Here is a 12,813-nt window from a genome sequence, read left to right as displayed (position 1 = left end):
GCAGGGACGCGGCGATGACCCTGGTGGTGCGGGTGGTTTTCATGGGCTTGCTCCGTTTATGGGGGGCGGGGCCGGCCGGTCTGTCGGCCGGCCCCAGTTGATCAGGGCGGCGACCGCGGCGCGTACGCCGTGGTCGCCGCCGGTCAGGTCAGCCGCAGTTGAGCGCGGTGTAGGCGGTCTCGTAGTCGGTGGTAACCGGCTGGCCGCCGATGGTGGCGGTGCCGCTGGTGGTGACGGTGCCGGCGGCGAGCTGTCCGGTCCGGGTGTTGAAGGACTGGTAGGCCTGCTTGCCCGGGGCCACGTTGGCGACCGTCTTGGTGCCGTAGGGGGTGGTCAGGGTGATGTTGGCGGGCACGGTGCCGTTGTTGACGGCCGTGACCGCCAGGTGCACCGTGGTGCCGATGCAACGACCCTGGGCCGTAACGGTGAGCGGGACCGTCGGAGCGGCCGACACCGTGACGGTCTGGGTCTTGATCTCCTCGACGTTCCCGGCCTTGTCGGTGGCGCGGTAGCGCAGCTCGTGGTCGCCGTCACCGGTGACGTTCACCGGCGCGGTGTAAGGCGTCCAGTCGCCGCCGTCCAGGGAGTACTCGATCTTCTCCACGCCGGACGTCTCGTCCGTCGCGGAGAGGGTGACCGGCACCCCGCCGTTGTCCTGCGAACCGACCGTGGAGGTCGTCGTCGGAGCCTTGGCGTCGACCTTGACGGCGAGCGTCTTGGTCGCCTCGACGTTGCCCGCCTTGTCGACGGAGCGGTACGCCAGGTTGTGGTCACCGTCGCCGGTGATGGCGACCGGCGCGGTGTACGTGGTCCAGGCGCCGCCGTCGAGCTGGTACTCGGTCTTGTCGACGCCGCTGCCCTGCGCCTCGTCGGTGCCGGCCAGCGTGACCAGGACCTGACCGGTGAACCATCCGTTCGCCGGCTGGGCCGGGTTCGGGGTGGCCGTGGTCACCGGGGCGGTCGTGTCGGCCGTTCCACCGCCGGTGAGGCGGAAGTAGTCGAACTTGACCGTCTTGGACGCCTGCTGCGCGGTGCCGAGGGTGAACACGCCGATCTTGCCGTTGCCGACGGCGGTGTTCGCCACCGTCTGCGCCATATCGGTCCACGTGGTGCCGTCGGCGGAGTAGGAGCCCTTGAAGGTGGTGCCCTCCTTCTTCAGACGCAGGTGCCAGACGCCCTGGGTGAGCGTGCCGGTCTGCGGCTGCGGGTTCTGGACGGTCCCGCCGATCTCGCTGCGCAGCTCGATCCGGCGCGACACCGCGGAACCCGCGGTGTTGCCGGTGAGGTAGTCGAGCTTCACGTAGTTGTCGTCGTCGGCGTAGACCATCAGGCCGCCCTGCTGGTACTGCTCGTTCAGCGCCGACCCGTCGACCTTCGTCTCCAGCGTCCAGTCGCCACTCGGCGCCGTCTGCAGGATGAAGTTCTTCGGAGTGCCGTTGGTGCTGCCGTAGATGTCACCGGTGGTGGTGTCGATCTCCAGGTTGCCGCCGGTCACCCGGACGGTCGAGCTGTCGGGACGGACGATCGCGTCCCAGCGGCAGGTGTCGAGGGACGAGCCGTTGAACTCGTCGTTCGGCGCCGGCCTGCTCGCGGTGTCGTCGGGGCTGATCTGGAACCAGTCGAAGGAGGCGTCGACCACCGGGCGGGTGCCCGTGCTCGCCAGGGAGAGCAGGCCGATCTTCGGGTTGTTGATCCCGGCGAGGGCCTTGGTCTGCGGCATCGCCGTGAAGGTGGTGCCGTCCGAGGAGTAGTGGGCGGTGATGTTGGTGCCGTCGCTGATGAACCTCACGTACACCGTGTCGGGGTAGGCGTCTCCGAGGGCGGCGGTGTTGCTCTGCGTCACCTCGTTGGGCGTGCCGTTCTCCTCACGGATGAACTGGAAGACGCGGTTGGCGTGGTCGTTCGTCCCCCGCGCCTGGAGCACCATCTTGGCGTAGTTGTTGTCGTCGCCGTAGATGATCAGACCCGCCTGCTGGTACATGTCGCGGGCGTTCAGCGTGACCTTGGTGGTGGCCGTCCAGGCACCCTGCGGTGCCGGCTGGACCACGATGTTGGTCGTGGTGCCGGTGCCGGTGCCGTAGATCTCGGTGAGCGAGGTCGGCAGGACGAGGCTGCCGCCGGCGACCTTGAGGTTCTGGTCCTCACGGATGACCGACCAGCGGTTCCTGTCGAGCTCGGTGCCCAGGAAGTCGTCGGAACGACCGGAGAAGCAGTTGGTGTTCGGCGGGTCCACCTTGATGGTGAGCGTCTTGCTCGTCGAGGCGCCCTTGGAGTCGGCCACGGTCACCGTGGCGTTGTACGTGCCGGGGGCGTTGTAGGTGTAGCTCGCGTTGGCGGTGGTCGGCTGCGGCGAGCCGTTCACGCCGAAGTTCCACTTGTAGGTGAGCGGGGTGTTGTTGTCGGGGTCGGTGGCGGTCGAGGTGAAGTCGACCTTCAGCGGGGCGATACCCGTGGTCGGGGTGGCCGTCGCGTCCACCGTCGGGCGCTGGTTGTCGGTGACGCCCTGGCCGATGAAGTCGACCCAGTTGAAGTTGAGCAGGTAGGCGTCGTTGGCCGCGCTCGCCGGCTTGCGCACGATGAAGAACACCGGGCCGGTCGTCGTCGGAACGTTGTTCAGGTCGACCGTGACGTCCTGGAACGTCTGCCAGCCGCCGGTGGGCGCGATGTCCACCGAGCCCAGCAGGGTGCCGGTGTCGGCGTTACCCGCCTTGATCTGCACCGTGCCGCCGGCACCACCCGAGGAGGCGCGGAACCGGACCTGGGAGATACCGCTCAGGTTGAGCGGGGTGTAGGACCAGAAGTCGCCGTCGGTGGTGAAGCCGATGCTCTGGGCGCCGCCCTGAGGGTCGGTGGTCGTCTCGGTCTGGACGCCGGCGGCGTCCGTTCCCGTTCCGCCCGTGACCCGGCCGGTCGACGAGAAGTGCTCGGCCTGCTTGCGCTTGGGCTGGAGGATGACCTCGGCCCGCCCGGTCAGCGACTGAGCGCCACCCTGGCCACCCTTGTCGGTGTAGCTCGCCTCAAGGATGTAGAACAGGTTGTCGTCGATGCCGTGACCGCTGTCGGACAGCGTCTGGATGGTGCCCTCACAGCCCTGGTGCTGGTCGAGCGGGTGACCGTGGCTGTCGTGACCCAGGTACGCCTGGATCTGGATGTCGTCACAGTCGATCGTGCCGTCCTCGGGGTCGGTGACGACGATCTTGTACTTCACCTGGTCGCCGAACTCGAAGAAGCCGCCGTTCGGGGGCAGTTCGAGGGTCACCGTCGGACGGGTGTTGCCCACCGTGATCGGCAGGTTCGCCGTGGCGGTGACGCCGTCGGCGTTGCTGACGGTCAGGACCGCGCTGTACTGCCCGGCCTGGGTGTAGGTGTGCGAGGGGTTGGCGTCGGTCGAGTCGGAGGTGCCGTTACCGTCGAAGTCCCACGAGTAGGTGATCGGCTTGCCGTCCGGGTCGCTCGATCCCTGGCTGGAGAACTGCACGGTGAGCGGGGCCGGGCCGTCGGTCTTGTCCGCGGAGACGCGGGCCACCGGCGGGCGGACGCCCTTGGTGTACTCGATGCGGTAGATGCCGGAGTCGGCGTTGTCGCCGCCGAAGCCGGAGCCCCACTCGATCAGGTACAGCGCGCCGTCGGGACCGAACTTGATGTCCATGGGGCGCTTGAAGCTCATGGACCGCAGGATCTGGTTGATCTTGATCTGGGCGGTGCCGGCCTCGTTGAGCTGGAACGAGAACATCTTGTTCGTGTTCCACTCACCGAAGATCGCCTTGCCGTCCCAGTAGGCCGGCCACTTGACGGTCGACGCGAGGTCGGCGTCGTAGCGGTAGACCGGACCTGCCATCGGCGCGCCGCCGTTGAGCTCCGGGAAGGAGTTGGCGTTGGTGGCGCTGGTGTACCAGATCTTCGCCGCGATCGCCGGGGGCAGCGTGGTCAGACCGGTGTTGTTGGGCGAGTCGTTGGTCGTCGCGGCACAGTTGAACACGGCGCCCGACGTCTTGGTGGCGAAGTTGTAGTCGTTGTACGGGGTGTTGTCGCCCACGCAGAACGGCCAGCCGTAGTTGCCCGGCTTGTCGACCAGGTTCCACTCGACGGTGCCGCGCGGACCACGGTTGGCATTCGCGGAGCCGGCGTCGGGTCCGTAGTCGGCGACCATCGGGAAGCCGGTCTTCGGGTCCAGGCCCATGCGGAACGGGTTACGGAAGCCCATGGCGTAGATCTCGGGCTTGGTCTTGGCCGTGCCCGCGGGGAACAGGTTCCCGCTCGGCACGGTGTAGGTGCCGTCCGCCTGCGGGGTGATGCGCAGCAGCTTGCCGCTCAGGTCGTTGGTGTTGCCCGAGGTGCGCTGGGCGTCCCAGGAGGACCGGCCGGACTGCTCGTCGATCGGCGTGTAGCCGTCCGAGGCGAACGGGTTGGTGTTGTCACCGGTGGCCAGCCACAGGTCACCCGTCTTGTGGTCCATGAGCATGCCACCACCGTGGTGGCAGCACTCGGCCCGCTGCACCGGCACGTTGAGCACGACCTTCTCGCTGGAGAAGTCGAGCGAGTCGCCGTTGACCGTGAACCTGCTCAGCCGGTCGACGTTCTGGCCCACCGGCGAGTAGAAGAGGTACAGCCAGTTGTTGGTGTCGAAGTTCCGGTCCAGCGCCAGGCCGAGCAGACCGCTCTCGTTGGCGGTGAACACGTTCAGACGACCGGCCGTCACGGTCGAGCCGTTGGTCTTGATGACCTTCACGTCGCCCAGGCGGTCGATGTAGAAGACCCGCCCGTCCTTGGCGATGTCGGTCATCATCGGGTTCGACGTGTTGTCGTCGAGCGTGACCTTCTCGAAGCTACCGCTCTGCGAGGCAGAGCAGTCGGCCTTCTCGACGCCCGCGGCGGTCTTGATTCCGCCGAGGAGCATCTTCAGGAAGTTCGGCTCGACGAAGCTCGCCTTGGTGTGGCCGAGGCCGGTGTACCAGGAGCGTCCGCCGTCGTAGTCCTGACACCACACCGTCGGGTGGTCGGCGCCCATGGTGGCACCGGTGTAGGACTTCTCGTCCATCGACGCGAGCACGTGCACGTTGGCACGCGGGTTGGTCGTGTAGTCGTACCACTCGTCGGTGCGGGTCCACGAGGTCGGCAGGTGCGCCGTCGAGGGGTGCGCGGGGTCCTCGACCTTGACGGTGGCCTGCTGGATCGCCGGGTGCGACTTGAAGTACGCGCCGACGAGCTTGCCGTACCACTCCCAGCTGTAGCCACTGTCGGAGGCCGCGTGGACGCCGGCGTAGCCGCCGCCACCCTTGATGTAGCGCTCGAAGGCGGCCTTCTGGTCCGGCGTGCTCACGGGGTCGCCGGTCGTGGACATGAAGATGACGGCCTTGTACTGAGCCAGGTTGGCGTCAGTGAACTTGGCGCTGTCCTCGGTCGTGTCGACCGCGAAGTTGTTCTCCAGGCCGAGCTGCTGGACCGCCGCGATTCCCTCGGGAATCGAGTCGTGCCGGAAGCCGCTGGTCTTGGAGAAGACCAGGACCTTGAAGTCGGGATCGGCGAGGTTGGCCGCCGACGCCACGCTGGTCGAGGCGGAGCCGGTGGTGGCGTTCGCCGGTGATGTCAGGAATGTGAAGACAGGGAGCAGGGGCGCGACGACGGCCAGAGCCATCATCGCAGCCGTCCGACGTAGGGAGCGGTTTTCTGTTAACGGCAGGCTCTTGGAGAGCCCGGCCCACGTTCGAGAACGTGGTGACATGGTGATCCCTTTCCTGACTGGGGGGTCGTCAGGCAAAGCGCGCGCCGCCGCGCTGGTGCCACTTGTTACATGGGGATGAGGTTGGGTACTGCGGTGATCTGGAGGGTGCCGCCTCCAGGCTTGTGGGGATCCGTTAGCCGGTCGAGAGCTGGGGTAACGGATCCGTGATCATGGTTGGGTGGTCGATGAGCCGGTTGACCACCATGTTCGCCGCGCCTCGTGAGGCGGCTCCGAAGCCGAGATCGGAGGCGACGAACCTGCATCGGTTGGCGGAGCCGGCGACGACGAGCCGCTCCAGCTCCGCCTGGGCGTGGGGTAACAGCCATTCGGCGAGCGTGGCGAAGTAGCCGCCGACGACGATCACTCGCGGGTTGAACAGGTTGGCCAGGATCGAGCCGCCGAGCCCGAGCCACCGCCCCACCTGTGCGACCGCGTCCGTCATCTGCCGGTCGCCCGCGACCAGTCCTCTGGCGATCTCCGTGGCGTGCTCCTCGGGGTCGGATACCGGCAGATCGGCCGACCTGCGCGCCTGGTCCGGCTCGGTCGCCCGTACCAGCGCGGCCAGGCCCACCTTGGTCTCCCAGCAGCCGTGCCGCCCGCAGCCGCAGCGGATGCCGCCCGGGTCGACCGGCAGGTGGCCGACCTCGCCGGAGAAGCCGTCCGCGCCGCGCAGCAGCTTGCCGTCGACGAAGATGCCGCCCCCCACGCCGACCTCGCCCGTCAGGTAGACGAGGTGGGGGGTGCCGGCGGCGACGCCGACGGTGTGCTCGGCCACGGCCGCGAGGTTGGCGTCGTTGTCCACCGAAACTGGAACGTTCCCCGTGCCGAGCGCGTCGGAGAGGCGTTCCGCGAGGGGCAGGTCGTGCCAGCCCAGGTTGGGGGCGAACGTGACGACGCCACGCGCCACGTCGACCAGGCCGGGGACCGCCACCCCGAGACCGGCGGGGACGGCTCCGGCGAGTCTCATCGCCTCGATGGCCTCCAGGGCCATCCGGCCGAGCATGCGCAGCGCGTGATCCGGTCCGCCGGCGATCGCGTCGAAGCCGATCCGGCGCTCCACCAGGACCCGGCCGCTGAGGTCGGATCCGTGGACCGAGATGTAGTCGACGTTTATCTCCAGGCCCAGCGCGCCGACGTGCGTGCCGTGCAGGGCCAGGGGCCGCCGTGGGCGGCCGATCGCGCCGACGTGCTCGGTGTCGACCTCGCGGACCAGTCGCCGGTCGAGCAGCTCGGACACCAGATTGGAGACCGTGGCCCGGTGCAGGCCGGTCGCCTCCGCGATGTCGGCCCGGGACTGGGACACGTTGTCGCGCAGGTGGCGCAGGACCAGGGAGAGGTTTGTCTGGCGCACCATGGGGGAGCTGGTCGGCAAGGCGGTGCCGGTCGCGTGGGTGACGCTGTACCCGTGGGTCACGCGTGCCACCGCCTTCTTTTGTCTCGGCAATCAACTAATGAGGTTTGTAACACGCGAGTGTCCGGTGTGCACCTTGTTGCGAGGTAACGAGTTGACATCTTCGCGTATGCGCAGGTGAGAGACGTATCGCATGTTACGCACTGTTACGTTTTTCGTCGCATGTCTCCTCCCGGCCCGATGGCCCCCGCTCCGACCGGTCACGCGGAGCGGCTGAGGCATCCGGTTGAGGCCCTCATCGGTCCCGGCGCCCGCACCGCGTCGAGCCGCCGAGGGGACGGGCCGACCGAGAACGCCGCAGCGGCCCCGCGGGGCAGGGTGCCCGCCGGACCCACGAGGACGGGCACGAACGAAGCGGGTACGAACGAAGCGGGCACGAACGAAGCGGGCACGGCCCGACGGCCGTGCCCGCTTCGTTGGTACCGGTTGTGTTCGAGGTCAGAGCGCGTCGTCGTCGGTGACGACGAGGCGGGCGAACCCGTTTCCGATCGTCGCGTTCGTCGGCACGGACGCGACCACCTGGTATGACTGGGCGGTCGTCGCCGGTGTGGTGTCGCCCACGATCGGCACCTGGAAGGTGGCCGACCTCGCCCCGACGGGGATGACGACCTGCTGGGCCAGCGCCGTGATCACCGGTGCGACGCCGGTGACGATCGACTGGACGTTGACCGTCACCGGTTTCTTGCTCCGCCCCGAGAGCGTCAGCGTCATGGTGGCGACGCCGGGACCGTTCCCTTCGGGGACCGTGAGACTCTGCAGCGAGACCTGCGGCAACTCGTCCAGTTCGGACTTGCCCACGCGGACGTCGGAGAACGCGAGGTCGCCCAGGTACACGCCGCCGGTCGGGCTCGCGCCGGTGAGGCGGACCTCTCGCACGTCACGCAGGTTGACCTCGTCGAAGGACGACGTCGGGATGCGCACCGTCCGCAGCCACGTCTTGGGCAGCGGCGAGGTCGTACCGGGGAACGGCGTGAGGGCGTCACTCACGCCGGAGACCGGCACGGTGCCGGTCCTGCCGCGGCCGTCGACGACGGTGACCGCCAGGTCGACGTTCCCCGTCGCGTTCTCGTCGAGGGCCGCGCGGAAGGTCAGGGCGTCGCGGCCGTTGACGTTCCGCGACCCCGGGGGCAGCGGAACGCTCACCTCGCCGCTGGTGTCGGTCCAGGAGAACCGCAGGACCGGTGTGGCGGTGACGTTTCCGGCGTACGTCGCGGGTGTCCAGGACGGTGCCTGCGACGTGGTCAGCCTGGTGGCGCAGGTGGGCAGGCCGCTCTGCGGCGAGCGGTCCAGCATGCCGGCACAGATCACGCCGGTCGCCGCGCCGGAGACGGTGAAGGGGGACGACGGCGAGGTGAAGGGAGCCACATCGACGCGCTTGTCGAACTCGGCCTGCGCGACCGTGTGGACGACCGCACGCCCGGCGGAATCGGGAACGGCACCGCTGCCGTCGAACAGCGGGAGCAGCGCGTGCTCCTTGCCCTGGACGAGACGGAAGAACCCGGCGATGTAGGCCGTGCCCACCGCGTACTGCTCGGCCGGGGTGAGCCGGCCGGGGGCGGCCGTGCTGCCGCACACCGGGTCGTTCCGGTTGCTCCAGTCGTCGGACGCCGGCGCGACGGCCACGCCCGGCGTCCACTCGGTGTTGAAGAAGTTGTGATTCGTTCCCATGATCATGAGTGAGGAACGGAACGCCTCGTCCTTCTCGAAGGCGTACAGGGAGTCGTCGTAGAAGTGCTGTCCCTGCTGGTTGGAGACGTCCCCGTCGCAGTACGGCAGGAAGACGGACATCGGGATGTTGGGCAGGGTGGCACGGGCGAAGTCGGTGGGCGCGAGCGGAAGGACCGCCTTGATCCCGTACGGCTTGGGGCGCCCGGCGTTGAGCAGTGCCGCCTTGACAACACCCTCACCTCCGCGCGAGTGTCCCATCAGGCCGACGTCGTCCATGTCGAGACGGCCCTTGAAAAGCTCGACGAGCTTGGCCTCGCCCTTCCCCTTGGTCGCGTCGGCGAGCAGGTCGAGATGGCGCATGACGACCTCGCCGCGCGCGAGCGCGCCCCGGTCCTCGCTGAACGGGTTGTCGGCGGCGTTGACGCCGTTGGCGCTGACCGACACGACGGCGTACCCGTGACTGGCGAGCACGTCGGCGGGGCCGTCGTACCCGGTGAAGCTGAGGATCGGCTGCTGCCCTGCCGGGCACGGCCAGGTGGTGTTCGACGTCTGGCGCGTGACGGGGTTGTAGCACGCGGAGTGGCGGCCGTGCTGGAAGACGACCAGGGGAAGCCTGCCGGTGGCCTCCTTCGGCAGATACGTCTTCGCGCGGACCTCGGCCTGCCTGCCGCCGAGGCCGGCCAGGGTGATGGCGGTGTCGCCGAGGTCGTACTCGTCGTGGACGACCGTGTAGCGCCCGGGAGCCGCCGGGTCGACCGGCGGAGCGGGGGTACCCGGCTTCCCCGGCCGGGAGGGCGCCGGTTCGGGAGCGATCCTCCCGGTGGGGGCGGGCTCCGAGGGGACTTCTCCGTTCCAGGCCACGTCGACGGACGTCGCACCGGAGACGCCGGGGTCGGTCGTGGTCACCGTCAGGGTCGTGCCGTCCGGCGACTCCACGGCGGGGCCGAGGGAGGTGCCGTCGACGGCGAGTTCCGGTATGGCGTCCCGTACCGGAAGCGGCTCGGCGAGTCGAAGTGTGATCTTGTAGCCACCGTCGACGGTCTCGATCGACCAGGCGCCGTCTTCACCGGTTCCGGAGACGGGCGGGTCGGCGTGGGCGGAGCCCGCGAAGAGCATGGTGGAGATCATCGCGGCGGTCACGGCTCCGACGAGAGTCCGTGTCCTGAATTGCGCATGTAAGCGCATGTCTTTCCCTTCGAGCGCAATGCCCCCAAGGCGGTGCTTACGTCCGCTGTTGGTGGGGTTTTTGCATGTACGGCCCGAATCAGATCGTGCGGGATCGCCTGCGAGGGTTACGAGGTTTTTGCGAGTCTGTAAATGACATTCGGTGATGACCGTTGGAAAACCGCTCGCTGGATCCCCCTGGTCGTCCGGCGACCGCGGTGTGGACTCGGCCGCCGGATTCCAGGTCGCCGTCCCCGCTCGGCCTCGTCGTGCTCACGGGGGTCTGGCGCGGAGGGTTTCAGGAGCGAGAGGGTTTCAGAGGTGAGAGGGTTTCGGGGACGAGAGGGTTTCAGGGGCGAGAGGCGACAAGCCCGTCGGGCCCGCCCGCCCACGGAGGGTTGGCGCCGGCCACCGAGCAGGTGAGCGAGGCGACCCGGGCGGCGAAGGTCGCGGCGTCCACCGCCAGGTCGAGATCGAGCCGGTCGAGCCGCCCGCCGAGCAGGCCGGAGGCGTCCAGCCGGTGCAGGAGCCCGGCGGTGAAGGAGTCACCGGCGCCGACGGTGTCGACGACCTCCGTGGGCGGTGTGGGGACCGTGGCGCGCTCACCGTCGACGGACAGCAGCGCCCCCCGCGGGCCGCGGGTCACCACGACCAGACGGACCCCGGCGTCGTGCCAGGTGTCGCAGACCCGCTCGACGGGCTCGTCGGGGTGAATGTGCTCCAGGTCGTCGTCGCTCAGTTTGATCATGTCGGCCAGCGTGCACCACCGGGGCATCCGCTCGGCGTAGACGGCCGCGTCGACGAGCGCGGTCCGCACGTTGGGGTCGATCGAGATCGTGGCGTGGGCGGCGGCCGCCGCCAGTGCCTCCTCGACGGCCTCCGCGCCCGGCGCACGGACCAGGGCGAGCGAGCCGGTGTGCAGGCACGAGACGTCGCCGATCCGTCCCGCGGTGAGCTCCGCCGCGCTCCACCCCCAGTCGGCGGCACCGTTGGCGTGGAAGGAGTAGCGGGCCTGTCCCGACTCGTCCAGGGTGGCCACCGCCAGGGTGCTCGGCTCCACGGCGGCGACACAGCCGCCGAGATCGACCCCCGAGGCGGTGAGGTGCGCGCGGAACAGGGCGCCGAAGGAATCGCCCGACAGGCGTCCGAGAAAGCGGGTGGGGGTGCCCAGGCGCGCCAGGGCCACCGCGGTGTTCGCGGGCCCGCCACCTGGGAGAACGCGCAGGGTGAGCTCGTTCTCCGAACTGGCGGCGGTGAACGCGTCGGCGACGCACTCGCCGAGCACGGCGATCTGGGTGGAGGGCATGGTCCCTGCCTTTTCTGGAGACGCTTTCGAGGAGACTCGCCTGGGCGCTTCGGCCGGATCGCCGGTTCGTCGCGGCGGTGGGATTGACGTTTCCCGCCGGGGAGTCCATCATCCGTGGCAGTGGATGTCAACGTTGACATGTGTCAACGTTGACATCGAAACCCGGCGACAGGCGGGGTGTTCGAGACCGGTGCTCGCGCCGTCACGACCACGTCGGCCGGCTGTGGGGGAAAGGCGCGGCCGGCTCGCCGTTTCGTACCTGACCTCCATCGGCCCGGTGCGATCACCCGTCGCCCCGGACCGGGCACGGCCGCTCGCCCGCGACGACGCGGTACGTGCGGGAAACGGGGCTAGCCTGTTCGCGGCGCCGTGCCGCCGACAGACCGACGAGCCGAACACGAGGAGCGGTGATCCATGCCCAAGGTGCGCCGCGCCACCATGACGGACGTGGCCCGCGAGGTCGGCGTGACGGCGAAGACCGTCTCACGGGTGGTCAACGACGACGGCCCGGTGGCCAGGGAGACCAGAGAGCGCGTCCTGGAGGCGATGGGAAGGCTCGGGTTCCAGCCCAACCTCATGGCCAGGAACACGCGCGTGGGCGCCCGGGACTCCACGGTCGGGCTCGTCATCCCCGACATGGGCAACCCGTTCTTCGGCACGGTCGCGGGAAGTCTGGAGAACGAGGTGCGGGCCCGGGGTCTCACCCTGATCGTCGGCTCCTCCGACGAGACCGCCGAACGGGAACGCGCGCTCATCTCGACCCTCCTGGCCAGGAGGGTCACCGCGCTCATCGTGGTGCCCTCCGCGGGAAGCGACCACCGCCACCTGCGCGCGGAGCGGGCCGCAGGGCTGCCCCTGGTGTTCCTGGACCGCCTCGCCTCGGGGCTGACCGCCGACTCCGTCGTCAGCTCCAACCGCGAGGGCGCCCGTACAGGGGTGGCGCACATGATCGCCCACGGTCACCGGAGGATCGCCTTCGTCGGAGACCTGCCCGCGCTCCACACCCGCAGGGAGAGGTTCCTGGGCTACCGCGACGCGCTCGCCGCGGCCGGGATCGGCTTCGACCGGACCCTCGTGGAGACCGGGCACGACCACGAGACCGCCGCGGCGGCCGTCACCGGGCTGGTCGGCGGCGAGGACCCGGCGACGGCGGTCTTCGCGGCGAACAACGTCGCCGCGACCGGCGCGATCCTCGGGCTCGCCCGGCTCGGCCGCGGGGACGTCGCCCTGGTCGGCTTCGACGACCTGCCACTCGCCGAGGTGCTGAAGCCCGCCCTCACCGTCGTGGCCCAGGACCCCGCGGCCATCGGCAGGGCCGCCGCCGGGTTGCTGAAGGGCCGGCTGGACGGCGAGCGCTCCAGGGCCAGGACGGTCGTCGTCCCCACCCGGCTGATCGTCCGAGGCTCCGGGGAGATCCCCCCCGCGGCCGTGCCCTGATCCCGGAACGCGGTCTCGGCACCCGCCCGGGCCTCGGCACCCGGCCGTGCCCCCGCCGGAGCACGGCTGCGACGGGGCGTTTCCCGCCGGTCGCCGCGACGGCCC

General features: G+C 69.5%; 5 protein-coding genes. 1 reads left to right on the top strand and 4 read right to left on the bottom strand.

Annotation, left to right across the window (positions count from 1 at the left end):
- Window positions 1-148: 148 nt before the first annotated feature.
- The 4 genes from ACFY3D_RS38450 to ACFY3D_RS38435 form a co-directional block, all read right to left on the bottom strand.
- A complete protein-coding gene (locus tag ACFY3D_RS38450) occupies window positions 149-5,638 on the bottom strand; it encodes a ThuA domain-containing protein (protein ID WP_389989310.1) in 5,490 nt (1,829 codons plus the stop codon).
- 217 nt (window positions 5,639-5,855) lie between these two features.
- Window positions 5,856-7,076 carry an ROK family protein gene (locus tag ACFY3D_RS38445; RefSeq protein ID WP_389989308.1) on the bottom strand — a complete coding sequence of 407 codons (1,221 nt, stop codon included), beginning with the start codon at window positions 7,074-7,076 and terminating at the stop codon, window positions 5,856-5,858.
- 495 nt (window positions 7,077-7,571) lie between these two features.
- Window positions 7,572-9,941, bottom strand: a complete 2,370-nt coding sequence (locus ACFY3D_RS38440) for a hypothetical protein (protein ID WP_389989306.1) — start codon at window positions 9,939-9,941, stop codon at window positions 7,572-7,574.
- A gap of 373 nt (window positions 9,942-10,314) precedes the next feature.
- Window positions 10,315-11,271 carry a carbohydrate kinase gene (locus ACFY3D_RS38435; protein ID WP_389989304.1) on the bottom strand — a complete coding sequence of 319 codons (957 nt, stop codon included), beginning with the start codon at window positions 11,269-11,271 and terminating at the stop codon, window positions 10,315-10,317.
- A 414-nt stretch (window positions 11,272-11,685) separates the two neighbouring features.
- On the opposite strand from ACFY3D_RS38435, the gene ACFY3D_RS38430 reads away from it, so the two are divergent.
- The gene (locus ACFY3D_RS38430) at window positions 11,686-12,708 is read left to right on the top strand and encodes a LacI family DNA-binding transcriptional regulator (RefSeq protein ID WP_389989302.1); all 1,023 of its coding nucleotides are present in this window, start codon (window positions 11,686-11,688) and stop codon (window positions 12,706-12,708) included.
- The last annotated feature ends 105 nt before the right edge of the window (window positions 12,709-12,813 follow it).

The sequence above is a fragment of the Streptosporangium sp. NPDC000509 genome (assembly GCF_042898365.1).
Classification (GTDB): domain Bacteria; phylum Actinomycetota; class Actinomycetes; order Streptosporangiales; family Streptosporangiaceae; genus Streptosporangium.
Note: the sequence above shows the minus strand (reverse complement) of the source record. Positions and strands in the feature narration are given on the sequence as shown.

What these genes read in the sequence shown, in the direction of transcription:
- ACFY3D_RS38435 (WP_389989304.1), bottom strand. Translation starts at nt 11,271, where the DNA reads ATGCCCTCCACCCAGATCGCCGTGCTCGGCGAGTGCGTCGCCGACGCG.
- ACFY3D_RS38430 (WP_389989302.1), top strand. Translation starts at nt 11,686, where the DNA reads ATGCCCAAGGTGCGCCGCGCCACCATGACGGACGTGGCCCGCGAGGTC.
- ACFY3D_RS38450 (WP_389989310.1), bottom strand. Translation starts at nt 5,638, where the DNA reads ATGATGGCTCTGGCCGTCGTCGCGCCCCTGCTCCCTGTCTTCACATTC.
- ACFY3D_RS38445 (WP_389989308.1), bottom strand. Translation starts at nt 7,076, where the DNA reads ATGGTGCGCCAGACAAACCTCTCCCTGGTCCTGCGCCACCTGCGCGAC.